Genomic DNA, 25,750 nt, shown 5'->3' on the forward strand with positions numbered 1-25,750 from the left:
GGCAAGGAGGCAACAAACCGAAAAAACGGCAAAAGCCGAAGGCGCCATCTTTGCAGATGCGCTCCGGAGCCGCGAAGTGTGCTGTGTCATGCGCATTTTCTATACCATCGTCTTGGGCTTGGGAAGGGAAAAGCAGAAGCTGGAGCCGCGGCCCGGCGCACTGTTGAGCCAAAGCGCGCCGCCGTGGGCCTCCACTATGCCGCGGGCGATGGAGAGCCCGAGCCCCAGGCCGTCCACGCTGCCGCGCACCGAGGGTTCGCGGTAATACTTGAGGAAGATGCGCTCCTGTTCCTCCGGAGCGATGCCCGGGCCTTCGTCCACAACGCAGAAGATGACGGACTTGCCAGCCGGCTCCGGGGTGACGCTGATGCGCACCACGCTCTCCGGCGGCGAAAACTTGATGGCGTTGCCCAGCAGGTTCACCAGCACCTGGGTTATGTGCTCCTGGTCCGCCTCCACAAAGACGAAGTCCTGGGGCAGCTCGGCCATGAGCTCGATGTTCTTGGCCAGGGCCATGGACTGAAGCCTGTCCAGCGCCTGGCGCGCCAGGGCCGCGGCGTCCAGGGGCTCGGTGTTCAGCTTGAGGCGCTGGGCCTCCAGGCTCGAGACCTTCATGAGCCGCTCCAGAAGGTGCGTCAGCCGTAAGGCCTCCTGGCGCGAGATATCCAGGAAGTGGCGCTGCTTCTCGTTCACGTCGCCGAACACACCGTCGGCCACGAGGTCCACGGATTCGCGGATGCTGGTGAGCGGCGTGCGGATCTCGTGGGAGAGCATGGCGATGAAGTCCTGGCGCATGCGCTCTTCCTCGGTCAGCCGGGCGGTCATGCTGTTGAAGGCCTGGGCCAGCTCGCCCAGTTCGTCGTGGGTGGTGACGCGCACCGGCTTTGCGGGTTCGCCGCTGCCCAGCTCGCGGATGCCGCGGCGGATCTCGGACAGGGAGAGGTTCAGGCGGTAGGCTATGAACACGCTGCCCAGAACCCCGAAGGCGATGCTCGCCACCAGGCCGAAAAAGCCCAGGCGCTCCGCCGCGCGGCTCTTGTCGGCCAGCTCGTTCAGGCGGGCCTCCATCTCCTGCTGGTTGGTCTGCCGCGCCTCGGAAAGAATGTCGAGCCAGCGGGTGACGGTCTTGTCCGGCAGGACCTTTGGCCCGGTGTCGTGGCTGCGGGCCAGCAGTTCCGCGTACTCCCGCGTGAGCACGGCCCACGACTCCTTGTACTCCGGATGGTGCGCCAGAACCGAGGTCAGGGTCTTGCCGAAGTCCTCCAGGTCTGAAACAAACGCGTCCATGTACGCGTCTTTCTGGAGGATCTCGTAGCGCTTGCGGTTTTCCTCAAGGGAGAGCAGCTGCTGGATCATGCGCTGGGCCGAGAGGTCCACGTCGTAGTTCACGTTGACGATGGCGCTCGAAACATCCACCAGGCTTTGGATGCGCAGAATGAGCACGCTGGTGGTGGCGTAAAAGATGCCCACCAGCACCATGCACCAGAGGAGCAGCTTGGCGGTTATGCCGAGCCGACGGGGCGAATTTCTGTCCACGCGCGCGTCCTTTGCCTGAAAGCTTGTGGCCAAGGCCTATACGAGTTCGCGGCTTTGGTCCATGCTCAGAACGACAGTTTGTCCGCCGCGCTTTGGGGCAGCAGATCCACCACGAGGATGTCCGGCGTGGCCAGCACCCGCAGGGGCGGCCCCCAGAACCCGGCGCCGGCGCTGACGCCGAGCAGCTTGCCGTCCTCCTCGTAGAACCCGCCCATGAACTCGTAGCTCAAGCTCACCACCAGGTAAAACGGATACAGCTGCCCCCGGTGGGTGTGGCCGGAGAGCATGACCTCGATGCCCAGGGGCTTGGCCGCCTCGCGCCAGGCCTGGGGCCGGTGGTTCAGCAGCACGCTCACGCGCTTGGGGTCCAGATCCGGCGCAAGGGAGCGTATCTCCTCGGCCAGGGTGGCCGTGACGTTGCCCGCGCGGCCGGGGTCGTCCACGCCGAGGATCTGGATGCCCGCCTCGGGCAGGGGGGCAACGCGGTTGCGCAAGAGCTCGGCTCCGGCCCAGCGGAACACGGCCGCGCTCTTTTCGTCGCCCTCGTAGCGCTCGTGGTTGCCAAAAACGCCAAAGGTGCCAAACCGGGGCCGCGCGGCCGCGAGCTTGGAGGCCAGGGGCTTGAGCGCCTCGGGGTGGTCGTTGACGATGTCGCCCACCAGGAGCAGGGCGTCCGGCTTTTGCGCGTTGATGAGCGCCACAAGGGCGTCCACGCGCCTGGGTAGGGTCATGGCTCCCAGGTGCAGGTCGCTTACGGCCACCAGGCGCACGGGCTGCGAAATCTTGTCCGAGACGACCGTGCGCTTGAGCACGCGCACGTTGTCCAGCTCGCGCGTGCCGTAGCCCACCACCAGGCCGGTGAGCAGCACCACGCCCACCAGGGCGCGGGGCGAGCACAGCGCCGGCGCAAAGCCCGGCAGCGCCACGCGGGCAAACATCTCCGCCACGAAGAGCATGACCTGGAACAGGAACAGGTACGCCACCAGGGCGAAGATGCTGTAGCCCACCCACCACACGGGCGTGGCCACGCTCATGGACCAGGACTCGGGCATGAGCCGCGTGGAGGCCAGCACGGCGCTCACGGCCAGGCCCAGCGCCAAAAGCCCCCAGGAGGCGTGGCGGTGCAGATGGATCTGCCTGCCCACCTGCACAAGGGTGACGGCCAGCATGAACATGAAGACGACCGTGAAGATGACGTAAAAACGCATGGAGGGAACTCCGGGGTTGGGGGGAGGCGGGCCTCAGGAAATGCGGCACACAGTAAAAGCGCCAAGGCCTGCCCGTCAAGACCTGCACGTCAGGACCGGAAGGCCATGCAGGCGGCGGGAGGCCCCGCGCCGCTTTACTTCCGGCCCCGGCCTGGGGCATCATGCCGCAAACAGCCAAGGGGAGGCCCCATGCGCCAACTGTATCTCGTGTACCGCATCATGCCCGACGGCACCCAGCACCCGGAAACCATCATGGCCCTGGACGAGAGCGACCGTCTGAGCGCGGAGAAGGCCCTCAACCAGCTCATCAACGACGACGCCCCGGAGAACGCCCTGCGCGAGGGCGAACGCTGGGCCTTCGTGCCCCAGGACCAGGCCTCGGCCGCCGACTGGGAAGAGATCGCCCCGGCGGATTCCCGCTCCATGCCCTATTAAACGGCGCGAGGCCCGGCTGTGCGCCCGGGCCTCATCGCTTGATTCGTCCGCGTTGCGGCTTTGGTGCTCTTTAAAACGGCCGCATCGTTCTATTCCGTCTCGCCGTCCGCCCCCTCGATGACCAGCGTCTTGCGCCGCCAACTGCCGGAAAGCGCGGCGTTGGCCAGCACGCCGCCCAAAAGCCCCCAGAAGGCCGACCCGACGCCCGCGATGGACACGCCCGACACGGTGACGAGGAAGGTCACCAGCGCGGCCTCGCGCCGGGATTCGTCGGCCATGGCCTGGGTGAGCCCGCTTTGCAGCGCGCCGAAAAGCGCCAGCCCGCTGATGGCCGCGATGAGTCCCGGCGGCAGCGCCGTGAACAGCCCCACCAGCGTGGCGCCGAAAAGCCCCACCACCAGATAGGCCAGCCCGCAGACCACGCCGGCCACGTACCGCTTGTCCGGGTCGCTGTTCGCCTCCGGACCGGTGCAGATGGCCGCGGTGATGGCCGCCAGATTGATGCCGTGGGAGCCGAAGGGCGCGAGCAGCACGGACAGAAAGCCAGTGGCGGCAACCAGCGGCCCGCCCGGGGTCTTGTAGCCCGCCGTGCGCAAAACGCCCAGGCCCGTGGCGTTCTGCCCGGTCATGGTGACGAGGAACAGCGGCACGCCGAGCCCGATGAGCGCGCCCAGGCTGAACACGGGCGAGGTGAGCTCCGGCCGGGCCAGGTTCGCGTCCACAAGGGAGAAATCGAGCAGGCCCAAGGTCGCGGCCGCAACCAGGCCGGTCAAGAGCGTGGCCACGATGGCGTAGCGCGGCACAAGGCGCTTCATGCCCAGATAGGCCGCCAGCATGGGCGCGACCAACAGCGGCGTGGCGCGCATGGCCGTAAACACCTCCACCCCGAAGCGGAACAGGATGCCCGCCAGCATGGCCGCCACCACGGCGCCGGGAATGCGCGCCATGAGCGAGCCGAAAAGTCCTGTGGCCCCGAACACGGTGATGGCCGCGGCGGCGAAGACAAAGGCCCCGATGGCCTCCGGATAGGGGTACGCGGCCCAGCCCGCGGCGAGCAGCGCCGCGCCGGGCGTGGACCAGGCGATGATGACCGGAGCGCGGTACACCAGGCTCAACACGAGCCCGGCCAGGCCGGAGCCGATGGAGATGGCCCAGATCCAGCTGGTGAGCTGCCCGGAGCTGAGCCCGGCGAGTTTGGCCGCCTGGAAGATGATGGCCGCAGGACCGCCATAGGAGACCATCACCGCGACGACCCCGGCCACGGCGGCGGAGAGGGAGAAGTCGCGGCGCAGGTCGGCCAGGTTGACGGCCTTTGCAAGGGAGAGGGCTCGTGGGGAATCGCTGGGCATGGGCGCCTCCGAAAATGCCTTCCACGTCGGGGAAGGGTATCGGTCACACACCACGCCAAGCAATGGCAAGGTGCGGCCCAGGCGAGCGGCAGGATGGGGACGTTTCGCGCTTCCTCGTGGTGAACTCCACGTTTCGCCAGTCACGCGGTCCCGAACAAGATGCCGGTGTATATTCGCAGCCTGCCCGGCGTCAAGCTTTGCCTCTTTCCGCAACCACTCGGCACGAAAAAGCGCCCGGCCCCTTTGCAGGAACCGGGCGCGGTCGGGCTGTTGCCGTGTGCGGACGGGCCTAGAAGACCAGGCCGGTCTTCTGCAGATCGTCCTTGAGCAGCGCGCGGATCTTCTTGGTCACCGGGCCGGGCCGGGCGTCGAAGATGGGCTTGCCGTTGTAGCGCACCACGCCGATGGCGTCGAAGCTGGTGCCCAGCATCATGACCTCGCGGGCGTTGAGGATCTCGGTCTCTGTGACGCCCTTGAAGATGATGTCCATGTCGTTCTTCACCAGGTCCACGGCGCGCATGAGCGTGGTGCCGGCCAGGGCGTTGGTGAACTCCGGAATGACCAGCCTGCCCGCCTCGTCCACAAGGGCCACGTTCTCCGTGGCGCTCTCGGCCAAGAAGTCGTTGTCGTCGAAGCAGAACGGGAAGTCCACGCGGTTGTTCACGGCCTCGCGCTTCATCAGCACGTTGGGCAGGTAGTTGGTGGTCTTCACCGTGGCCATCCAGGGCTGCTTGGCCGGAATGCTGGTGCGCATGGCCGTAACGCCCTTTTCAAAGGCGCTTTCCGGGCGCAGGTGCAGGCGGTAGGCCACCAGGTACAGGCTCGGCACCGGGCTGTCGTACGGGTTGATGCCGAAACCGCCGGGACCGCGGCCCAGAAGCACGCGGATGAGCCCGTCCGGCTCGTTGCCCGCGCGCGCCACCTCGATGATGTACTCCTTGAGCTCCGCCCAGGAGCACGGCGGCTCCAGGTGAATCGTCTGGCAGGACAGGCGCATGCGCCTCAGGTGCGCGTCGAGCTGATAGAGCTTGCGGCCCTCGTACTTGAGGGACTCGAACACGCCGTCGCCCCGGTGGACGAGGTGGTCGTCCCAGGGCATGAGCATGAGCTTCGGGTCCGTGCCGATGACGCCCACGCGGTGGTCGTAAAAGGCCAGCACCTCTTCCGTGCCGGGCCGTATGGCCTCAAGCAGGGCTTCAAGATATTCCTGTGAACCGGCGACGCGCATGGCGTTCTCCTCGTTCTGTTACTTCGGCACGCGCAGCAGGTTGCGGCGAAGAAGCTCCTCGCCGATCTGCACGGCGTTGAGCGCGGCGCCCTTGCGGATGTTGTCGGAGACGATCCACAGGTTGATGCCGTTCTCGATGGACTCGTCCTCGCGGATGCGGCCCACGAACACGTCGTCCTGCCCGGCGGCGTTGATGGCCAGCGGGTAGATCTGCTTCTCGGGGAAGTCCTCCACCACGATGCCGGGGGCATTGGCCAGAATCTGGCGCACCTCCTCCACCGTGAGCTTCCTCTCCGTCTCGATGTTCACGGACTCGGAGTGGCTGTAGAACACGGGCACGCGCACCGTGGTGGCGGTGACGCGGATGGAGTCGTCGCCCATGATCTTCTTGGTCTCGTTGACCATCTTCATTTCTTCCTTGGTGTACCCGTTGTCCAAAAACACGTCGATCTGCGGCAGGCAGTTGAACGCGATCTGGTAGGGGTAGACCTTGGGCTCGATCTCCTTGCCGTTCATGAGCTTGGCCACCTGGGTTTCCAGCTCGGTGATGGCCTTCTGCCCCGTGCCGGAAACGGCCTGATAGGTGGAGACCACGATGCGCTTGATCTTGGCCGCGTCGTGCAGGGGCTTCAGGGCCACCACCATCTGGATGGTGGAGCAGTTGGGGTTGGCGATGATGCCCTTGTGCCAGGAAAGGTCGCTCGGGTTCACCTCGGGCACCACCAGCGGGCACTTGGGGTCCATGCGCCAGGCGCTGGAGTTGTCGACCACGACGCAGCCGGCCTTGGCGGCCAGGGGCGCGAATTTCTCGGAGGTGGAGCCGCCGGCGGAGAACAGCGCCAGGTCGAAGCCCTCGAAGGAGTCTTCCTTCAGCTCGCGCACGGTGAGCTCGCCGCCCTTGAACTCCACTTTGGTGCCGGCGGAGCGGGCGGAGGCGAAGGGCACGACCTCGGACGCGGGGAAATCGCGCTGGGCCAGCACTTCAAGCATTTCACGGCCAACGGCGCCCGTTGCGCCCACAACTGCCACTCTGGGATTCTTCGCGCTCATGATATTCTCCGCTTATCGCAGTTTGATGTTGTTGATGATTTCAAGGCAGGCCTCGGCGCGGTTCAGGGTGTACAGGTGCACCCCGGGCACGCCAGCGTCCACAAGGCCCTGCACCTGCCGGGTGGCGTGGGCCAGGCCCAGTTCGCGCACGGCGGTGTCGCCGCCCTTGGCGAAGGCGGCCTCCAGGGTCTCGTAGAACCCGCCGAACACGGCCCGGCCGTTCAAGGAGGCAATGAACTCCGCGCTCTTCATGCTCAATATGGGCATGATGCCCGGCAGCACGGGCACGTTGACGCCCTGCTCGCGCAGGCGCGCAACGTAGTTCAGGTACAGGGCGTTCTCGAAAAAGAGCTGGGTGACCACGAACTGTCCGCCCGCGTCCACCTTGTGTTTGAGCCACTTCAGGTCATCGTCCAGCGTGGCCGATTCCGGGTGCATGGTGGGAATACCCGCCACGCCGATGCCCATGTCCGGGAAGTTGGCGCGGATGAAGCGCACCAGGTCCGAGGCGTGCTGGAATTCCTGGTCCTCGAAGCGGAAGTCGGCCACGCCCTTGGGCGGGTCGCCGCGCAGGGCCAGCACGTTCTGTATGCCCGCCTTGGAGATGGCGGACAAAAAACCGTGCAAAGCCTGTGAGGACGCGCCCACGCAGGTGAGATGCGCCATGGGCTCAAGGCCCATCTCGCACTTCAGGTGGGTAACCACATCCAGGGTGTTGGCCTGGGTGCCGCCACCCGCGCCGTACGTGACGGACACGAACAGGGGGTCGAGGGCCTTGAGCTTCTCGACCTCGGCGAAAAACTTAGGCCAGGTGTCCCTTTCCTTGGGCGGAAAAAACTCCAGCGACAGGAAGGGACGGCGTGTGGGGATCAGATCCGCGATGCGCAAGCGTCTAGGCTCCTTCAAGGTTGCCGCGCCAGGGAGGGACATCCGGGGTTGGGCGCAGAAAAAACAGCCTTACTCTTTCTTCACGCGGGCCGCAACGTCTTGCGCCCACCCTGGCGAAGCGCCGGAAGCGGCGATGCCCGTCACTACGCGCCGCCGTCAGCCCCTTGCCGCAACATGCTGTCAACCCGCTATTTTTGTCTTTTCACCGACCAAAAGGCCGCCTTTGTGTCCACCGCAAAACGAGCAAACTATACTTTATTGCAAATACACTGGCGGTTCTTTATGTTCGCAAGCAGAAACGGCAAACGGCCATGGAATGAAGACGGACGCGGCATCGGTGCGGGCGGAGCGGGCGGCGTGGATGTCGATTCTCCCGATCTCGGAGGGGCAAACGCGGGGAGCAACGCTGGGCCGGGCGGCAGCGGCATGAAGACCGGCGCGGGGCGCAAGCCGCAGGCCTATGACGCCCACGGCCGCTACACCGGGCCCAATGTCGGCGCGCAGGGCGGCGCTGTGTCCCTGCGCGACGGAACGATCTGGATGTACGCGCAGGACGGCGAGGCAAGACGGCGAGGCTGGCGGGAGCGGCGGCGGGGAACAGGGACGCGGGACGGACGACGCCCCGCACCCCATCGGCGTCCTTATTGCCGAAAACGGCCGCGTGGCGGGGGGAGCGGAACCGGCGCCCGGCGTCTACGGCAGCGGCCAGGAGAGCGCGGGCACGATGTCCGCGTTGGCGGGCAGAAAGAGGGACACGTCGGCCTCGCCCGGTTTGAACCAGGCGAAGCGCTGGCCCTCCTGGGGAATAACCTCGCCCTCGAAGGCCGTGACGTGGAAGAAGTTGAGGTGCACTGCCCCCTGGGGATAGACGAAGCGCTTCTCCCGCCAGAAGACCAGCCGCGTCGAGGTGAAGGCAAGCTCCTCCTCAAGTTCGCGGATGAGCGCGGCCTTAAGGCTCTCGCCCTGCTCCACCTTGCCGCCGGGGAACTCCCACCAGCCCGCGTGGGCCTTGCCCTTGGGCCGCTCCACGCCGAGGAACAGGCCGTCCTTCCAGACGATGCCCGCCACCACGAGCAGCGCGCCTGCCGCATCGACAACCGGAGCAACGCCCGAGGCCGCGCCCGGAGCAACGACGGATGAAGCGCCTGGGGCAGCGCTCGCGGCGCAGCTCGGGCCGTCCGACAGCCCGGCCAATTGTCCGCGGTCCCGCTTAGGCGTCAAGGCAGAACCCCATGTCGGTCTGAATCGCCGCCATCTTCTCCTCCAGCACGCCCATGCGCTCCATGAGCGTCTCGGCCCAGTCGGAGACCTCGCGGTACTGGTTGTTCACGGTGAGGGCCTCGCCCGCGCTTTCGTACGTGGCGGGGTCGTTCATCTTGGCCTCCAGCTCGCCCTGCTCCAAGAGCACGCGCTCCAGGTCCTTCTCGCACTTGGCGTATTCCTCGCGCAGGGGTTTGAGCGCGCGGGAAAGGGCGTTGCGCTGCTCGGCCAGCTTGCGCTTTTCTTCCTTGGTCAAACGTTTGGAGCCCGCGGTCTCCTCGTCTTCGGACTCGCCGACCGGGGACGCGGGCGCGCATTCCGCCTTCTTCGCCTCGCGCTTGGCGCCCTGCTTGGCCTCGATGAGCGCGGCGCGGCGCTTGGCGTCGTAGTCCTCAAAGCCCTCGTGATGCTGCTCCAGCCCCTCCGGGCCAAGGGTCCAGATCTCCTCGGCCACCTCGCCCATGAGGTAGCGGTCGTGCGCGACCATGAAGAGCGTGCCCTCGTAGTCCTTCAGCGCGGCCACAAGGCCCTCGCGGCTTTCCAGGTCCAGGTGGTTGGTGGGCTCGTCGAGGATGAGCAGGTTGGACCGGCCCAGAAACAGGCTGGCCATGACGAGCCGGCTTTTCTCGCCGCCGGAGAGCGCGGCCACCGGGCGTTCGAAATAGCTCTCGCCCAGCAGGAACAGGCCCAGCACGCCCATGAGCTGTTCTTCCGTGCACTTGGGGTCGCACAGGCGGCGCATCTCGCCAATGACCGTGCCCGTGGGCCGCAGAATCTCGGTCTGGTGCTGGCTGAAGTAGGCCAGCTGGGTGCTGTTGCCCAGCTTGGCGTAGCCGTGGGTGGGGGTGAGCGCTCCGGTGAGCACCTTGAGCAGCGTGGACTTGCCCGCGCCGTTGGGCGCCACCAGCGCGATCTTGCGCCCGCGGAAGATCTGGAAGTTGAGGCGCGGCCACAGCTGCTTGCCGCTGCGCCCGGCCTCCTTGGCGTACTGGAACTCCAGGTCGACGACGTTCACGGCCACCTTGTCGCCGCGCACGGGCTCCGGCAGGCGGAAGGACAGCCTGCGCCCGGGCCGGGCGGCCAGTTGGTCGCCCTTGAGGCGCGAGAGCTCGCCTTGCAGTTTCTCCACCTTCTTGAGCTTGCTTTGGGCCTGGGCGGCCTTGCGCGCCTTGACGCGGAAGCGGCGGATGAAGTCCTGCTCGTGGTCGATGCGCGCGGAAATCTTTGCGGCCTCGCGTTCGCGCTGCTCGGCGTTCTCCTCCATCCAGGCCAGAAAATCGCTGAAGGACCCGCTGCGCAAAATGGGCTTGGCCCCGCCCAACACCAGCACATGCGACCCCACGCGCTCCAGAAAGACGCGGTCGTGGGCCACGAAGATCAGCGTGCCCTTGAAGGCCAGAAGGTAGTCCTCCAGCCACTGCACGGCTTCCAGGTCCAGGTGGTTGGTGGGCTCGTCGAGCAGCAGGATGTCCGCGCCCTGCAGCAGCACGCGGGCCAGCTTGGCGCGCTCGCGCCAGCCGCCGGAAAGGTGCTCCAGCTTGCGCGAAAGATCATCGTCGCGGAAGCCCAGGCCGGAGAGGATGGCCCTGGCCTTGTGCTCCGGGTGGTAGCCGTACTGCGCCTCGAAACGGGCCTGGCGTTCGCTCAGGCGGTGCAGTTTGGCCTCGTCGCGGGCGTTCACCGCCTCCTCCCACTCGCGCCAGAAGTCGCGCCAGGAGGGCAGGGCCGAAAGCACCCAGCCCAGCAGCGGCTCGGAGAGGTCCGCGCCGGAAAGCTCCTGGGCCACATAGCCCACGCGCGCGCCCTTGCTCATGACCACGCTGCCGGATTCCGGTTCCGTGCGGGAGGCCAGAATGCGCAGCAGCGTACTTTTGCCCGAGCCGTTGGAACCGGCCACGGCCAGGCGCATGCCCGGCAGGGCCTCGAAGGACAGGCCGCTGAAGAGCGTCTCGCCGCCGTAGGACTTCTCGATGTTCTGGACGGTGATCTTGGACAAAGGGACCTCCGATGGGCTCGTCCCGGCGGTTTGGACACGGGGCGGCGCTGTGCTGATATATCGCCCCCCGCGGACTTGGCAAGTGCCCGCCCGCTCCAGAATGCCGGAAAGCCGGCGGCGATTCGCGGCAAGGGCGGGGCGAAGCGCGCGCAGGGCCTCGGAGCCGGGCCCTTGGCAAGGACGGGCTTGGCGGCTATGCTGCGGGGCATGTCCTGGCACGTGTATCTCCTCACCTGCGCCGACGGCACCCTGTACTGCGGCGTCACCAGCGACCTGGCGCGCCGCCTGGCCGAGCACAACGGCGGGCCTTCCGGCGCGGGCGCCAAGTACACCCGTGCGCGCAGACCTGTCGCGCTGGCGGCCCACGCGCCCTGCGCGGACAAGTCCGCCGCCCTGCGCCTGGAGCTGGCGGTCAAGAAACGCCCGCGCGCGGCCAAGCTGGACTATCTTCTGGCACAGCCGGACGCGACGGCGGGCGACCCGTCCGCGGAGAAGCGCCCCGCCGAGCCGCTTCAGGCGGCGGCCAACACGGCGGCCTGGCAAGCGGCCGATGCGCTGACCGCTGACAAAGCCGACATCCGCGCCGCTGCGTTGACCGAAGGCGGCGCGGCATGACGAGTTTCAACCCCACCCTGCCCTGCACCCTGTGCCCGCGCGGCTGCAAGGCCATCCGCGCCAAGGCTCCCGGCTTTTGCGGCGCGGGGTCGCGCCTGCGCGTGGCCCTGGCCCAGCTGCACCATGGCGAGGAGCCGGTTTTGAGCGGAGTCGATCCCGCGCGCGGCGGCAGCGGCACCATCTTCTTCTCCGGCTGCGCCCTGCGCTGCGTGTACTGCCAGAACCACGACATCAGCATGGGCAACGCGGGCCACGACATGAACGTGGACGACCTGACCGCCATGATGCTGGAGCTGCAACTCGCAGGGGCGTACAACATCAATCTCGTCACCGCCGGGCACTACGCGCCGCAGGTGCGCCAGGCCCTGGCGCAGGCCAAGGCCAACGGCCTGACCGTGCCCGTGGTGTGGAACTCCAGCGGCTACGAGAGCGTCGCCACCCTGCGCAGCCTGGAGGGGCTGGTGGACATCTACCTGCCGGACCTGCGCTACATGGACGCGCGCGCCGCCGCCCGCTACTCGGCCGCGCCGGACTATCCCAAGGTCGCCACCTACGCCATTTGCGAAATGCGCCGCCAGGTGGGCGGCCTGGTGGTGGACGATGCGCCGGGGGGCACCGGCCTTGCGCGGCGCGGGCTCATCATCCGCCTGCTGGTGCTGCCGGGCAACGCTGGCCGCACCGACCTGGCCCTGGACTGGATAGCCGACACCCTGGGCACGCGCACGGCGGTGAGCCTCATGGGCCAGTACTACCCCACCCATCGGGCGCAGGAATTTCCGGAGATCAATCGCGGGGTGACGCCGGAGGAATACGCCGCGGTGCTGGCGCACATGGACGAGCTGGGCTTCACGCGGGGCTTTGTGCAGCAGGTGGGCTCCAGCGCGGACTACACGCCGGACTTTACGCAAAAATAGAGCCCGGACCTCGACGAACTCCGCAAGTCTTGCTACGGTGGTTCCATGCCGACATCAGAACAGGAATTCCTCCGCGTCATCGACCGCCACTTCCCGAACCACGGCTCCGGCGTGCTGCTTGGCCGCGGCGACGACTGCGCCATCATCGACTCCGGCGGGCCGCTGTGCCTCAGCACCGACATCTTCGTCGAGGACGTGCACTTCCGCCGCGCGTACTTCTCCGCGGCCGACATCGGCCACAAGGCCCTGGCCGCGGCGGCCAGCGACCTTGCCGGCATGGCCGCGCAGCCCGTGGGCTTCGCCCTTTCGCTGATGCTGCCCGACGACGTGGGCGACGAATTCCTGAATCAGATGCTGGGCGGCATGGCCGCGCTGGCCAACAGCCTGGAGATGCCGCTGGTGGGCGGCGACCTGAGCCGTGGCCCCAAGCTGGCGCTCGATGTGGTCGTCTTCGGCAAGCCCGGTCCCGGCGGGCGGCTCTTGCGGCGCAACGCGGCCCAGCCCGGCGACGCCCTGCTGCTGCTGGGCGACATAGGCCTTGCCCGCGCGGGGCTCATGGAGCTGGAGCACATGGCCTGCGACGAGGCCCGCCAGTGGCCCGGCGCCGTGGCCGCACACCTGCGCCCCATGCCGCGCATCGCCGAAGGCCTGGCCCTGGCGCAGATAGCCGCGCCCGACGGACCGGCCGTCAGCGGGCTCATGGATGTTTCCGACGGGCTTGCGCGCGACCTGCCGCGTTTTTTGGGGCAATACGGCGCGGAGCTGACCCTGGGCCGCGAGGACCTGCACGCCGAGGTGGCGGCGTTCTTCACCGCCCACGGCGAGGACCCGGTGGAGGCCGCCGTGCTTGGCGGCGAGGATTACGCGCTCATCGCCAGCGCGACGCAGAAGCGGCTGCCGCTGGTGCTGGCCGCCCTGCCGCAGGCCCGCGTCATCGGCCGCGTGTGCGCGGAGCCGGGCCTGCGTCTGAACAGCGGCGTGGTGCTGCGCCAGGGCTTCGATCATTTCGCCAAACCCGGCGAGGGCTGATTCCCCCCAACCGTCAAAGGAGCCGCCCATGGACATGCTGCCCCCTGTTCCGCGTCTGACCATTCTGGGCTATGTGCGCTCCAGCCTCACCGAACGCGACGAGGCCCCCAAGCAGGGAGCCGAGGGCGCGCCCGAAGCCTGGATCGAGCTGGACGATTTTTACGCCCCGGCCCTGGCCGGCCTTGCGCCGAGCCAGCGCGTGCTGCTCGTCACCTGGCTGCACCAGGGCGACCGCACCACCTTGCAGTGCCACCCGCGCGGCGACAAGACCAAGCCCAAGCGCGGGGTGTTCTCCACCCGCTCCCCGGACCGGCCCAATCCCCTCGGCCTGCATGAAGTGGAAATTCTCGAGATCGCCGCCCCGGCGCGCCTGCGCGTGGGCCCGCTGGAGGCCATCGACGGCACGCCCGTGGTGGACATCAAAAGCATGGACTGGAAGCCGTAAGCCGCGCCGATTGCCGCACCGCTTGGCCGGTTTGGTCTGACGGACTTGCTTGGCCCACTTGGCCTGTCGGGCCTGCGTGGCTTGATGGACCGGTGTGGGGTGACTGGCTTGCTTGGCCTGATCGGACCTGCTGAGCTTGCTTGGCCTGTCGGGCCTGCTTAGCTTGCTTGGCCTGACCGACCTGACTGGCTTGCTTGGCCAGACGGGCTTGATTGACCTCGACGGCTTGGCCTGTGGGCCTGTCGAGCGTGTTTGGCCTGTCGGACCTGCTGAGCTTGCTTGGCCTGCCGGGCCTGCTGCCCTACTTGGCCTGAGGGCGCGGCATCTTGGCCGAAAGGTCGCGCAGAAAGCGCTGGTCCACGCTGCCCGGAGCCAGCTTCTCCGCCTTTTCCACGCCCTGCCAGGCTTCGGCGTAGCGCCCCTGGAAGAAACGGATGATGGCGCGGTTGCTGTGGATCATCGGGTTCGCGGGTTGCAGCGCCTCGGCCTGGTCCAGCAGCGAAAGGGCGCGCCCGAAGGAGACCTCGCGTTGGGCCGGGGTGTCGTCGATGGTGGCGGCCTTGCTGATGTACGCGTAGGCGTAGTCGGACACCAGCGAACCGTTGCCGGGCATCTGCGCGTTGGCGCGCTCGAACAGCGGCAGGCCGACGTCGAACTTGCCCAGGTTGCATTGTGCCGAGGCAAAGCCCCACAGCACGTCGGGATCGTTGGGCGCCAGCAGCCAGGCCTGGTTGAAACGCTTCATCGCCGTGGTGGCGTCGCCGCTCTTGAGAAGCTCCCACCCGCGCAGCAAAACGTTCTTCGCCGCCGCCTCGCGCGAACCGGCTTTCTTTGTGAGCTCCTCGATGAAGACCTTGTCCGCCTGGAGCTGGGCCGGGGTCCTCTCGCCGCCGCCATAAAAGGGCTGGGTGTTGTCCGCCGGGGCCGCAAAGGCGGCGGTGGCGCAGAACATGGACAGAACGGCGATCAACGCGGCGCGTTTCAACATTCTCTCGCTCCTTATGGCGCGGCCTGCGGCCTACGCCTGGCCCTTAATGATGAGGCTCAGCTTCTTCACGTCGGCGTTGAGGGCCGCGCGCTCCTTCCCGTAATCGTCGATGCGGCGCTGGAGCTCCTCCAGCTTGCGCCGGGCGGCCTCCTGGTACTTGGCGTGCCGGGGGTCCTTGCTGGTCTTGAAGGAGGGCTTGGCCTTCTCCTCGTCCATCTCGCGCATCAGATTCTTGATCTTGCCCTCGCAGACCGCCACACGGCCGGAAAGCGTCTTGCGCTTGAGCTTGAGCGCCTCAATGTCCACTTCTTTCTTCACGGCTTCTTTCTTCATGGCCATGGGGTCACCTTGGGGCTTGGGGCGGGTTGGCTGCGGGCGGGTTGCCTGCGCGGCGCACGCGCGGGATCGACTCGCGCCGCACGTTGCCCTGCTTCGCTCCTGGGGCGGGGTTTGTCAATATGGGGGAGGGGTGAGCTCCGTTTGTGGCTTTTCAACAATTCTAATTTTATTTCCAACAAACAGAGGGTGCCAAGCGTGCTTCAGATCACCATTCCCCACCCCATGCGGGGCATAGGCCAATACGACACTAATCGAACCTATGCGATAAAACCAAGTTGCAAAAGTAACGTCATCCCCCATAGCATTCAGATTTATTGGCCCATTATCCGCACGATGAACAACTGTGTCACCAACACCACCACAAAATGTCAACCACACGTGCGGATGTGCTGCACAATTCCTTAAACATGCTGCAATCTCAGAAGTATCTATCGGAGCGCAGCAATCATTAATTTTACATCCAAACTGTTTCACGAAAAAAAGATGTACATAAAGCATAGATTGTTTAACGTTCCCAGGGAATACATTCTGCAGATTTACAATTGAATTTACGACAACATTTGGACGGCGTTCACGTAAATGTAGAGACAACTGCTCCCAAGCTTTGTCATAGCGCTGAGTTAAGCTGTTATTGCAATTCTGACACAGCTTGACATTGTATTTTAGCTTATCTGATTTCACCCCAGGAATTTTGACACTCTGACCTTTTACCTTTTTAAATAGGAGGCGTTTCAAGGAGACCTTACCAAACACCGAGCGCAAATCAGAAGCCTTGATGAAGTGCTCACCCGAGCTAGCTTGGCCACCACAAATCCAGCATTTATTTTCAGGCATGTGTCTTTCTTGCTCACCCCCCTTGCAAAGTCAATAACGGCGCCCCAAAAGGCCCGCCGCTTGCGCGACGGGCCTCTGTTTTGCCTCAACTCTGCGGGGTCGGACCTAGAACATGTCCTGCACGCCGCTGGGGTCCTTGAACTCCACGTTCTTGTCCCACTTGATCTTCTTGTCGCCGCGGTTGTCCAGGTACTTGGCGATCTCCAGGTCGATCTTGATCGGCACGTTCACGCCCGCCTTGGTGAGCGCCTGGCGCAGGTAGCCCTCGCCCTTGGTGGCGAAGGCGACGGAATCGCCCAGCACACGCATGGCCTCGGTGGGGTTGTGGAAGCCGATGGAGTTCTCCGCGCCGATGAACAGCGAGCGGTAGAAGGCCTCCTCGTAGTAGTCGCGCGCCTTGTCATACAGGGCCTTGTCGATGACCTTGCCCTCGGCCTGGGCCTTGTGGGCCATCTCAAACAGCTTGGCCAAACCGGCGGTGACGTTGCCGGCGCGAATCTGCAAGGAAACGGTGCGGTCCTGAATGGCGGTCACCTGCTCCTTGAGCCAGGCCGCGGTTTCGGTGTGGCACTGCATGCAGGCCTTCATGTCGTTCTTCAGCGGGCTCATGACGCGGTGGTCGCTGATCTTCTTCACACCCACCTTGGTGTAGGGCATGTGGCAGTCCGCGCAGGCCGCCCCGGCCTTCCAGTGCACGCTGTTGTTGCTGAACAGCTCGAACTCCGGATGGCGGATGAAGCCCATCTTGAAGCCGGTGACGTTCTGCTTCCACTCGCGGTACGAGTCGTCGGAACGGATGACCTTGATTATGTTCTCGATGGTGATGGCGCCCCACTTGCTGCCCTGCCAGGGGAAGAACAGGCCGGTGGAGTGCATCTCCTTATCCTTGGGGATGTTGTAGGTGACGTGGCACTGGGCGCACACGGCGCTGCGCTTCTCCTGGCGGGTGAGGTTCTTCTCCTCCACCTTCATGGCGCCAAGGGCCGCGCCAAGGGTGAACCCGCGAGAGAGCTTGAGGCCCATGTCCTTGTTGTCGTGGCAGTCGATGCAGGCCACGCCGAGCTCCCGGTTCTTCTCCGGGATCATGGCCAGGATTTCCTTGTAGGGCTTGGCGTAGTAGTCGACGCCAAGCTTCTTCTGCAGCTCCGGGGCGTAGGGCGTCTTGCAGCTCAGGCACACGCCGCCGGCCTTGAGGCGCGAGGCGTCGACATCGAGCTGGTCGCGCAGCATGCGCGAGTGGCCCTTGGGCTCGTTGTACTCCACGCCGAAGCCCCAGCCGTTGAACAAGAGGGCCATGTACGGATACTCGGCCAGCTTGTCGTAGGTCAGGTGGTCGGCGTCGAAGCCGCGCTTGTACTTGCTCTTGCCCGCTGGCTCGGGCTCATTGGTCTTCTTCCAGGTCTCAAATTCTTCCGGATAGGCCTTGCCCCACAGCTCCGGGTCCACTTCGCCATCGGGAATGGTGACGGTTTTGACCATCTCGGGCTTGCCCGGCGCGCAGCCGTACGGGATGATGAGAGACGCCAGGGCCAGGGCCATGACGACGATGAACAGGGTTCTCTTGTTTCGCAATGCCATCTCGCTCCTCCCATGAAATGCGTTGTTCCCCTGCAACGGAGAAATTCGTATGCGATTCTTTTGGCCCGCATGAGGGGCCGCCGCGACTACTGGGTTTCAATTGCCCCGCTGCGCTTGTGCATGATGCGCCGGTGGCAGTCCGTGCACGGGCGCTCCTGGTTGATCATGGAGACCGTTTCCGAGTGGCAGCGGATGCAATTGGCCTGCACCACTTTGCGGCCATGCTCGGTGATGCGGATGTCGTCCGGCACGTGGCCGGCGTTGAACAGCACCAGATCCTTCATGCCGTCAATGGACTTCCAGGCATAGTGCACGGGCATGTTTTCGTTGGGCAAGTGGCAGTCCACGCAGGCCTTTCTGCGGTGCGCACCCTGGTGGAACCAGGCCTCGTAGTGCGACTCGTGGATGTGGCACGAGGCGCAGAACTCCGGCGTCTCCGATTTCGCCAGCAGCTTGGGCGGCCCCACCATGAGGAAAAGCGCCGCCGCCAGGGTCACAAGCCCCCCCAGCAGGCCGTACTTCAGCCGTCTTCGCGTTGTTTCATTCATCAACCCCACCACCTTGCTTGAGACGTGAGGCCCGCCGGGACGCGTCCCGACCGGCAAACACTTTGCCGCGCGCCGGGCCACCCACCCTTTGCACAGCATACATATATGTAGCCTTATCCCATTCTGTGCCGAAAGAATTGACTTAGGTCAAGGAAGGGGAGGGAAAGCAAGAGATGCCCGTGAACGGGCGGCACAGCGATGACGCGAACAATTCCATCGGCCTGCGCCGCGAGAGGCGCGTACCGGCCGTCTGCGCGAGGCGTAGCGCTGGCCGAGATGCCCCTTCTCCACTGGCAGCTCCACCGCCCCCGATTCCCTGGGCGCAACGGGCGGCGATGCAGAGTGATGCTTGAAGCCCATGACGGAGGGGCACAGATGTCGCCGCAAACGAGGGCGCAAACGAAAGCGCCCCGCAAGGGTGATTTTGCAGCCCAGGGCGGCGGCGATGCCGATGCGCAAACGAAAACGCCCCCGCAAGTCCATGACCTGCGGGGGCGCTGAAGTTCCAGACTGCGGCGGCTACATGGCGTTCGCGTCGATCTTGTCCACCTGCTCCTGAATGGCCTTGGCCAGGGGGCCTTCCAGGCCCATGATGTCCACGTTCAAAAAGCCGCGCACGATGGTCGAGGTGGCCTCGGCCTCGTCCATGCCGCGCGCCATGAGGTACTCGATCTCGTCCTGGGCGATTTTGCCCACAGCGGCCTCGTGCGAGAGGTCCACGCCCTCGACTGTGGCGTCCAGCTCCGGCACGGCCAGCATCTGCCCGCCACCCAGGATGAGGCCCTTGCACTCCAGGTGGCCCCGGCAGGGCACGGCGTTGCCGGCTATGTGCCCGCGGGCGATGTTCACGCCGCCGGTGGTGATGGTGCGGGAGATGATCTCGCAGCGGGTGTTGGGCGCGTTCATGATGACGCGGTTGCCGCAATCCACGTTGGAGCCCTCGGGCGTGACGATGACGGAGTTGAAGCGGGCGATGCCGCCGCTGCCGTTCAAATGGATGGCCGGGTACATTTGCAGGGTGCCCACGGTGTTCAAGAGCACGTAGTTGCTCTGAAACACGCCGCCCTCCTCCACCACGCCGACGGAGCGCGGGCGCACAGTGGCGTTCTCGCCCCAGTTGTGGATCATGGTGAAGGTGAGCTTGCCGCCCTTCTTGACGTAATATTCGGTGATGCCCAGGTGCGCGGCGTGGGTGCTGCCGTGGGCCGTGGAGCAGCCGGTCATGATGTGGACCTCGCTGCCTTCCTCAACAACCACGATGTTGTGCACGTTCTGCCCCGCGCCATCGGCCTTGAGGAACAGGCACGACTGCACGGGCTTCTTGATGACGGCGCCCGGCTTGGTGCGGATGAAGTAGCCGCCGTGGGTGTTCTCGGCCACGCTCTTGGTAAACTCGTCCTTGTCGCGGTCGACCAGCTTCCAGGCGTATTCCGGCAGGCCGTCGTAGCGTTTCATGGCCGCCTTGATGTCCAAGAGCTCCAGGCCTGGATCGCGCGATTCGCAGTGCACGGTGCTCTGGTCCATGTGCATGAACAGCGCGCTGCCGTCGCCCGCGTCCAGGTCGACGCCGGCGTAGAGGATGCGGTTCTTGTCGTTGGCGTCCAGGGTGCGCAGGTCGGCTATCTCGCCGTGCTCAATGCCGGTGAAGGCGTAGTTGGAAAGCGTAACTTCTTTCATGGCCTCTCCCTAAAGCACGATCTGCCCGGGCACGGGCTCGTCGAGACATTTGATGCATTCCTGGTAGCCGTAGCTGCGGATGTGCTCCAGGATGTCGCGGGGGCGCGCCTCGCAGCACAGGTGGCCCTGGTAGAGCACCTGGCCGCGGTCGGCGTTGATGTAGTCCAGAATGTAGCCCGTGTGGGTGATGATGAGCCCGCTTGTGCGCACCTTGCACTTGAGCGGCTTGGCGCAGGCGCCGGGAGGCAGGTCCACCTCGCCGTCCAGCAGGCGGCGCACCACCTTGCCGATGAGCTGCATGTTCTCCAGGTCCACGCCGCTCTCCGGCTCGTCGAAGAGCACGAAGCTGGGCTTTTGGGCCATGAGCTGCAAAAGCTCGGAGCGCTTGATCTCGCCGCCGGAAAAGCCCGCGTTGATGTCGCGCTCCAGGAACTCCTCGAAGTTGACCTTGCGGGCCATGGCCTCGGGGTCGATCTCGCGGCCGCGCGCGCAGCGCTGCACCAGGTCGCGGGTCTTGAGCCCGTGGATGGTGGGCGGGCGCTGGAAGCTCATGCCGATGCCCAGGCGGGCGCGCTCAAACATGGGCATATGGGTGATGTCGGTGCCGCGGAAGAGAATGCGGCCGCCGGTGACGTTGTAGCCGGAAAAGCCCATCAGCGTCATGAGCAGCGACGTCTTGCCGGAGCCGTTGGGTCCGAAGAGGATGAAGGTCTCGCCCTCGCGGATGTGCAGATTGATGCCGCGCAGCACTTCCTTGTCGCCTATGCTGACGCGCAGATCCTCGATTTTGAGCATGGACGCCTCGCTTTGCCCCGCCTGAATTTCGGTCCCGCGGATGCGGGAGACAGCGGGCTGGGGGAACGATTCCTACCGATTTTGGCGGCTGAAGTCCAGCCGGGTTCCCGCTGGATGGCGCCCCCTCCCGACGCTTTGCTCCGCAAGGGCTTTCATGTAGACTGACGCGAGCGAGGCACCTCATGAAGAAGAAGCTCAACTCACTGGACGCGCTGGCCGAACTGAAGCTGGAAAACGCCAAGCCGAGCCTGCTGGCCCAGGCCAAGGAAGCCCTGCGCCAGGGCAAGAAGGGCCACGTGGCCCCGACCAAGCCCAAGGCCAAGCCTGAAGCGCCGCTGCCGGCCGATGACGACACGGCCCAGGACGACTCGCTGTTCTTCAGCGCCATGCAGGGCGTGGCCCAAATTGGCGGCGCAGGCAGGCAAATCCAGCCGCCCCCGCCCCCGACGCCGGAGCTGCCCCAGGACGACACCGACCCCGAGGCCAAGCTCATGCGTCAGGCCATGCAGGGCGATGTGGACTTTGAGCTGGAGCTTTCCGAGGAGTACATGCACGGCTTCGTGCGCGGGCTCGACTCCAAGATCTTCCAGCAGCTCAAGGCCGGACGCCTGAGCGCGGAGGGCCACCTGGACCTGCACGGCCAGAACGCGGACCAGGCGCTGGACTCGCTCCTGTTCTTCATGCGCGAGAGCTATCTTTCCGGCCGGCGCATGGTGCTGGTCATTCCCGGCCGGGGCAAAAACTCCCCGCGCGGCCTGGGCGTCCTCCGCCAGGAGCTGCAAACCTGGCTCACGCGCGAGCCGCTCCGGCGCATCGTGCTGGCTTTTTGCACGGCCCAGCCGAGGGACGGCGGCACCGGAGCCGTCTACATCCTGCTGCGCAAGATGAAGAAGAGCCAGGGCAAGGTCGCCTGGGACAAGCAGATGAACTGGGAGGATTTGGAGCGTTAGCGCCCGGGCCCGGGCTACTCCGTAAAGCCTTTCTCCGCCATGGCGTCGGCTTTCACAAACGCCGCCATGCCCGTCTTCATGACCCGGAAGCCGAGCTTGCGGTAGAAGTCCTCCTTGCCGGGCGAGGCGTACAAGATGACGTTGCAGCCCGGCAGCGCGTCCAGAATCGTCTGGACGATCAAGCGCCCGACACCCCGCCCCTGAAATTCCGGCACAACCGCGACATCATATATGGCGGCCTGGTACACGCCGTCGGAAATGGCCCGGCCGAAGCCCGCAAGCTGGGCGTCATCGTACACGAACACCGTGGTGTGGCTGGCCGTAAACGCGCGCCTGTGGGCATCGGGGGCGAAATGCGCCATGCCCACGCGCTTCAAGACATCCGCAACCTGCGCCCAATCCGTCAGCGAGCAGTCATTCTTCCTCACCAGCATGCGCCGCGTCCTCCTGTCCCGTGCGGCCCGGAGTGGCCCGCAGTTTGGCCTGCCCCGCTATACCACAAGCAGATTGATGGCAAGACGCAGACGCCGCGCGTTTCCTCGCCCGCAATCCCCCTTGCCAGCGCCCCCGGCACAATGTATATCCCCCCTCTCGAAACGGCATCACACCCGCCTTCAAAAGTGCGGAGAGGTAGCGAAGTGGCCGTACCGCGCCCGACTCGAAATCGGGTTACGGACTAATAATCCGTACGTGGGTTCGAATCCCACCCTCTCCGCCATCATTAAATCCAGCCCCCTCCGAGCAAGTCAAAAACAGCTAAAAATTCAAAGGAATATCTCGGATTTCAGTCCGAGATAGACCGGTTACGTGCGTCGACAACCGGACAAGCCACCGGATAGCATACCGGACAGCAAGGGCCACCCGGACAACTTGCACCGGACAACTCCAAAACCATCCGCCTCAAAGACGAGCGGGGCCTCTACCTCGAGATATCCCCTGCGGGGGGCAAATGGTGGCGGTTGCGGTACTGGTTCAAGGGCAGAGAACCGGCTCTCGCTCGGCGTCTACCCGGACATCACCCTCAAGGAAGCCTGCGAACGACGTGACGAGGCGCGCAACGCCCAGTTGAGCAGCGTCAACGCCGATCAGGAGACCTTCCAGATCATCGCCGAGGAGTGGTTCGAAAAGTTCCAGCATACCTGGACCGCGAACACGGCCAAAACCATCATCGAACGCCTGCGCAAGGACATCTTCCCGTTCATTGGCGGTCGACCGATCCGCGAGATTACGGCTCCTGAGTTGCTCGCCGTGCTTCGGCGCATCGAGAGCCGCGGCGCCGTGGAAACCTCCCGCCGGGACCTCCAGAAATGCGGCCAGATTTTCCGGTATGCCGTCGCCACCGGACGTGCGGAACGCGACGTGGCCGCCGACCTGCGCGGTGCCATCGCCCCTCCTGCCAAACGGCACTTTGCCAGCATCCACGAACCGAAGATCATCGGTGAACTTCTGCGGGCCATTGACGGCTACAAGGGGAGCTTCGTCACCCGCTGCGCCCTCAAGCTGGCTCCGCTGACCTTTGTCCGCCCCGGAGAGTTGCGGCATGCCGAGTGGTCGGAGATCGACCTGGAGAACAGCGAGTGGCGCATCCCCGCCGCCAGGATGAAGATGAAGGAGAAGCACATCGTCCCCCTGTCCACCCAGGCTCAGGCAGTGCTCCGGGAACTCTTCCCCCCGACCGGGACGGGACGCTACGTGTTCCCTGGGGAGCGCTCCTATGCTCGCCCTATGTCCGAGAATACGGTGCTCGCTGCCCTGCGCCGCCTGGGCTACGACAAGGGCGAGATGACCGGCCACGGGTTCCGGAGCATGGCCAGCACCATCCTGCACGAGCAGGGCTGGCCCTCCGAGGTCATTGAGCGGCAGTTGGCCCACGGCGACAGGAACAAGATCCGGACGAGCTACAACTTCGCCCAGCACCTTCCCGAGCGCAGGCGCATGATGCAGGCCTGGGCCGACTATCTGGACGCCTTGCGCGAAGGCGGGAAGGTCGTGCCCATTTTTCAGGCGGGATAGAGCTGACGGGCTTCGCTCAGCGACGAATCTTTTCCGGCTACAGTTCTATACAGCACGCGATTTCACATTGCAATCGATTGCACCAGCGCATGCGGTGCCCTCCACAGCCTTTCTATGCCCATAAATGTGAGCGTTTGCCAAAGAACGAGTTCGGCCGCCCTTGACTTTCTGCTCGGGTGCTCGATCTGTTTGGCAGCGACATGCAATCATTTTTCCACTGTGCTATACACACAAGATCCCCCTCAGCCAGATGGTCGGCAGAGGTCACACCACCAGGCATGTGGCGAGAAGGAGATACAGGCAGGCAGGCCTCAGGCCCGTAGGGGAAAATTCACAAAGCAGGAGGAGGAAACTATGCAGGCGACTGGCAATCATGGGAGGCTGCTGCGCATCAGCCAGGTGCTGGAGCGGATCCCCGTCTCGAAGACGACCTGGTACGATGGTATCAGGAAGGGGGTGTATCCGGCTCCCGTGCGGTTGGCTCCGCGGACCTCCGCCTGGCTCGAATCCGAGATCAAGAAACTCATCGTGCGGCTGCACCAGGGGAAGGTGGAGTACCCGCAATGAACACAACCAGCGTCGATCTGTACACGGTTTGCGACGAACTACCATTACAGCTGCCACAACCGGGAGTCAGGCGTTAAGGCGTCTGGCTCCCGCCATACTGCCAGCCATCTATTCATCTACCGAACTCGTATCTACAGACCATCACCACCGATTCGAAGTCTTTGCATCTTGGTATGATGATTCACGCCTCTGGGCTTCGCCATCACCCCAGAAGTCCATTCTTAGCGCCAAGCATTTACATTATCATCGCATATAGAAACAGTGAAAGAACGTGATTTCCCTGTCATACAATCATTGTATTCCGCGCGTCTCCTGGCATAAAAAAAGTTCAACCAACATAACGTGGTTGGAACTTCAACATCAGGAGATCCAGAATACGTATGCACGCTTCCCTTGTCGTTGAATTCCTGATCCTGCTCGGGGCAGACGACGCCACGATCAGGGAGGGCAAGAAGATAGTGCAGTCTTCATGTCCGCTGGCAAGATGGCTGCACCGGCCTTCCGACCCCAAGATGCAGAACCTCTTGGTCCGCATGTACGAATCGCAGCAGGAGCCCCGCTTTCACTGTTCGGTCTGCGGGGCGCGCGGGAGCCTGACCGACCTCCTCCACGAGCTTCAGACCCTCTCGACGGAGCTTTACCCCGAAGCGACTTCGCTGCTTGCGCAGTGGGAGGCGGAGGATCCTTGGAAGAAGGGGCACGGTCCGCGGAGGATTCGTGTCGACCTGCCGCCGCCGGAAGTGCTTTGCCCTCCCTTCCGGACATACGATCCGATCGACACGGAGGCGCTGGATCTGTTTCCCCTGCTGATCCGCCTGGACCAGCGCGACTCTGAGCTGGTCATCAAGTGGCTCCGCACCCACTGGCGCATCAGCCCTGGCGTTATCCGGCGCGCCCAGTTGCGCCTCTACTACGACCAGATCACCAAGGAACCCGGGGGGGGCGATCCCCGTCTTTGGCCCGGGAGGGAATCACCCCACGGAATTGTGGGGGTGGCCCATGGACTCGAACTCGGGGCGGCAGGTCTTCCCCTCTTCATACGGCAGCCAGCCCTCGAATCGGCCCCACCCCCTGTTTGGCCTGGAGCGGCTTGAGCCAGACGCCTCGGTCATTCTGGTCCAGCCCCCCCTCGCCGCACTCAGGCTGGAGACGCTCGGGTTCAAGAACGTGGTGGGCACGACGACCTCTGGCAATCTGGACCTGACGGACCTTGAGGCCTTCCCTTGCGTGTATTTGGCGTTCGACGACTCGGAGCAGGGATCCGCGCTTACTCGCAGGGCCTTCCGCCTGCTCAAGCGACCGCAGAGCGTCCTCCTCCGGTGGTACGTGGCTAGGAATTCCGCGGGGCAGCATCTCCATGGGCCTCTCGACCTGGAAAACCTGACGCAGTTCCGCATCATCTTCGACGAGCGGATCGCCCTGATGAAGTCCTGACACGCTGACTAAGAACAAGCCCTCTCGGCCAGGACATGATGTATCCCGTCACGTTCTGGCCGTTTCCCACCTCG

The 25,750-nt window shown here is 64.9% G+C and carries 26 protein-coding genes, 1 tRNA gene and 1 riboswitch; of the genes, 11 read left to right on the forward strand and 16 right to left on the reverse strand.

The genetic code is table 11. The annotated features are described in order from the left end of the window. Positions 1-99: 99 nt before the first annotated feature. On the reverse strand, positions 100-1,536 hold the full coding sequence (locus ACYQ4W_RS08715; protein WP_459855357.1) for a sensor histidine kinase: 1,437 nt from the start codon (positions 1,534-1,536) through the stop codon (positions 100-102). A gap of 65 nt (positions 1,537-1,601) precedes the next feature. After that, positions 1,602-2,744, reverse strand: a complete 1,143-nt coding sequence (locus ACYQ4W_RS08720) for a metallophosphoesterase (RefSeq protein ID WP_459855359.1) — start codon at positions 2,742-2,744, stop codon at positions 1,602-1,604. Positions 2,745-2,933: 189 nt separating this feature from the next. On the opposite strand from ACYQ4W_RS08720, the gene ACYQ4W_RS08725 reads away from it, so the two are divergent. Next, a complete protein-coding gene (locus ACYQ4W_RS08725; RefSeq protein ID WP_459855361.1) occupies positions 2,934-3,179 on the forward strand; it encodes a hypothetical protein in 246 nt (81 codons plus the stop codon). Between the two features lie 89 nt (positions 3,180-3,268). Here the strand turns inward: ACYQ4W_RS08725 and ACYQ4W_RS08730 are convergent, their stop codons facing one another. From ACYQ4W_RS08730 to ACYQ4W_RS08755, 6 genes are all read right to left on the reverse strand, one after another. After that, positions 3,269-4,528, reverse strand: a complete 1,260-nt coding sequence (locus tag ACYQ4W_RS08730; RefSeq protein ID WP_459855363.1) for a benzoate/H(+) symporter BenE family transporter — start codon at positions 4,526-4,528, stop codon at positions 3,269-3,271. Between the two features lie 68 nt (positions 4,529-4,596). Beyond that, positions 4,597-4,682, reverse strand: a riboswitch (ZMP/ZTP riboswitch). 135 nt (positions 4,683-4,817) lie between these two features. After that, complete coding sequence (locus tag ACYQ4W_RS08735) at positions 4,818-5,756, reverse strand: aminotransferase class IV (RefSeq protein WP_459855365.1); 939 nt, start codon at positions 5,754-5,756, stop codon at positions 4,818-4,820. A gap of 18 nt (positions 5,757-5,774) precedes the next feature. Further along, positions 5,775-6,806 (reverse strand): aspartate-semialdehyde dehydrogenase, encoded by a 1,032-nt coding sequence (locus ACYQ4W_RS08740; protein ID WP_459855367.1) that lies wholly within the window; start codon positions 6,804-6,806, stop codon positions 5,775-5,777. A gap of 12 nt (positions 6,807-6,818) precedes the next feature. Beyond that, positions 6,819-7,694: a methylenetetrahydrofolate reductase gene (locus tag ACYQ4W_RS08745; RefSeq protein ID WP_459855369.1), complete on the reverse strand. Its 876-nt coding sequence runs from the start codon at positions 7,692-7,694 to the stop codon at positions 6,819-6,821. Between the two features lie 693 nt (positions 7,695-8,387). After that, on the reverse strand, positions 8,388-8,915 hold the full coding sequence (locus ACYQ4W_RS08750; protein ID WP_459855371.1) for a (deoxy)nucleoside triphosphate pyrophosphohydrolase: 528 nt from the start codon (positions 8,913-8,915) through the stop codon (positions 8,388-8,390). After that, positions 8,905-10,950 (reverse strand): ABC-F family ATP-binding cassette domain-containing protein, encoded by a 2,046-nt coding sequence (locus tag ACYQ4W_RS08755; protein ID WP_459855373.1) that lies wholly within the window; start codon positions 10,948-10,950, stop codon positions 8,905-8,907. The genes ACYQ4W_RS08750 and ACYQ4W_RS08755 overlap by 11 nt, the downstream gene beginning before the upstream one ends. 207 nt (positions 10,951-11,157) lie before the next feature. Between ACYQ4W_RS08755 and ACYQ4W_RS08760 the strand changes: the two genes are divergently transcribed. The 4 genes from ACYQ4W_RS08760 to tsaA are packed head-to-tail and all read left to right on the forward strand — an operon-like array spanning position 11,158 to position 13,953. Then, positions 11,158-11,565, forward strand: coding sequence for a GIY-YIG nuclease family protein (locus ACYQ4W_RS08760; RefSeq protein WP_459855375.1), 408 nt, complete (start codon positions 11,158-11,160; stop codon positions 11,563-11,565). Continuing rightward, entirely contained in the window at positions 11,562-12,479 is a 918-nt protein-coding gene (locus ACYQ4W_RS08765; RefSeq protein WP_459855377.1) for a radical SAM protein, read from the forward strand. The genes ACYQ4W_RS08760 and ACYQ4W_RS08765 overlap by 4 nt, the downstream gene beginning before the upstream one ends. Positions 12,480-12,524: 45 nt before the next feature. After that, a complete protein-coding gene (gene thiL, locus ACYQ4W_RS08770; protein ID WP_459855379.1) occupies positions 12,525-13,508 on the forward strand; it encodes a thiamine-phosphate kinase in 984 nt (327 codons plus the stop codon). A gap of 28 nt (positions 13,509-13,536) precedes the next feature. Further along, positions 13,537-13,953, forward strand: coding sequence for a tRNA (N6-threonylcarbamoyladenosine(37)-N6)-methyltransferase TrmO (gene tsaA, locus ACYQ4W_RS08775; RefSeq protein WP_459855381.1), 417 nt, complete (start codon positions 13,537-13,539; stop codon positions 13,951-13,953). A gap of 301 nt (positions 13,954-14,254) precedes the next feature. On the opposite strand, the gene ACYQ4W_RS08780 is transcribed toward tsaA, so the two are convergent. The 7 genes from ACYQ4W_RS08780 to ACYQ4W_RS08810 form a co-directional block, all read right to left on the reverse strand. Next, entirely contained in the window at positions 14,255-14,941 is a 687-nt protein-coding gene (locus ACYQ4W_RS08780; RefSeq protein WP_459855383.1) for a tetratricopeptide repeat protein, read from the reverse strand. 30 nt (positions 14,942-14,971) lie between these two features. Further along, complete coding sequence (locus ACYQ4W_RS08785; RefSeq protein WP_459855385.1) at positions 14,972-15,280, reverse strand: hypothetical protein; 309 nt, start codon at positions 15,278-15,280, stop codon at positions 14,972-14,974. 114 nt (positions 15,281-15,394) lie between these two features. Next, positions 15,395-16,114, reverse strand: a complete 720-nt coding sequence (locus ACYQ4W_RS08790; RefSeq protein WP_459855387.1) for a hypothetical protein — start codon at positions 16,112-16,114, stop codon at positions 15,395-15,397. A gap of 105 nt (positions 16,115-16,219) precedes the next feature. Continuing rightward, positions 16,220-17,692 carry an ammonia-forming cytochrome c nitrite reductase subunit c552 gene (locus tag ACYQ4W_RS08795; RefSeq protein ID WP_459855389.1) on the reverse strand — a complete coding sequence of 491 codons (1,473 nt, stop codon included), beginning with the start codon at positions 17,690-17,692 and terminating at the stop codon, positions 16,220-16,222. An 86-nt stretch (positions 17,693-17,778) separates the two neighbouring features. Further along, positions 17,779-18,240, reverse strand: a complete 462-nt coding sequence (nrfH, locus tag ACYQ4W_RS08800) for a cytochrome c nitrite reductase small subunit (protein ID WP_459855391.1) — start codon at positions 18,238-18,240, stop codon at positions 17,779-17,781. Between the two features lie 519 nt (positions 18,241-18,759). Further along, on the reverse strand, positions 18,760-19,917 hold the full coding sequence (locus ACYQ4W_RS08805) for a SufB/SufD family protein (RefSeq protein WP_459855393.1): 1,158 nt from the start codon (positions 19,915-19,917) through the stop codon (positions 18,760-18,762). A 9-nt stretch (positions 19,918-19,926) separates the two neighbouring features. Further along, positions 19,927-20,712: an ABC transporter ATP-binding protein gene (locus ACYQ4W_RS08810; protein WP_459855395.1), complete on the reverse strand. Its 786-nt coding sequence runs from the start codon at positions 20,710-20,712 to the stop codon at positions 19,927-19,929. Between the two features lie 182 nt (positions 20,713-20,894). Here ACYQ4W_RS08810 and ACYQ4W_RS08815 point away from each other — a divergent pair, with 182 nt between their 5' ends. After that, positions 20,895-21,662 carry a Smr/MutS family protein gene (locus ACYQ4W_RS08815; RefSeq protein ID WP_459855398.1) on the forward strand — a complete coding sequence of 256 codons (768 nt, stop codon included), beginning with the start codon at positions 20,895-20,897 and terminating at the stop codon, positions 21,660-21,662. Between the two features lie 14 nt (positions 21,663-21,676). Here ACYQ4W_RS08815 and ACYQ4W_RS08820 read toward each other — a convergent pair whose 3' ends face one another. Then, positions 21,677-22,096: a GNAT family N-acetyltransferase gene (locus tag ACYQ4W_RS08820; RefSeq protein WP_459855401.1), complete on the reverse strand. Its 420-nt coding sequence runs from the start codon at positions 22,094-22,096 to the stop codon at positions 21,677-21,679. Positions 22,097-22,286: 190 nt separating this feature from the next. Between ACYQ4W_RS08820 and ACYQ4W_RS08825 the strand changes: the two genes are divergently transcribed. From ACYQ4W_RS08825 to ACYQ4W_RS08845, 5 genes are all read left to right on the forward strand, one after another. Further along, positions 22,287-22,380, forward strand: a tRNA-Ser gene (locus ACYQ4W_RS08825). 211 nt (positions 22,381-22,591) lie between these two features. Further along, complete coding sequence (locus ACYQ4W_RS08830; protein ID WP_459858516.1) at positions 22,592-22,708, forward strand: hypothetical protein; 117 nt, start codon at positions 22,592-22,594, stop codon at positions 22,706-22,708. A gap of 19 nt (positions 22,709-22,727) precedes the next feature. Continuing rightward, positions 22,728-23,675, forward strand: coding sequence for a tyrosine-type recombinase/integrase (locus tag ACYQ4W_RS08835; RefSeq protein ID WP_459855403.1), 948 nt, complete (start codon positions 22,728-22,730; stop codon positions 23,673-23,675). A 354-nt stretch (positions 23,676-24,029) separates the two neighbouring features. Next, a complete protein-coding gene (locus ACYQ4W_RS08840) occupies positions 24,030-24,242 on the forward strand; it encodes a helix-turn-helix transcriptional regulator (RefSeq protein ID WP_459855406.1) in 213 nt (70 codons plus the stop codon). 999 nt (positions 24,243-25,241) lie between these two features. Then, entirely contained in the window at positions 25,242-25,676 is a 435-nt protein-coding gene (locus ACYQ4W_RS08845; RefSeq protein WP_459855409.1) for a toprim domain-containing protein, read from the forward strand. The last annotated feature ends 74 nt before the right edge of the window (positions 25,677-25,750 follow it).

It is taken from the genome of Humidesulfovibrio idahonensis (assembly GCF_054657715.1).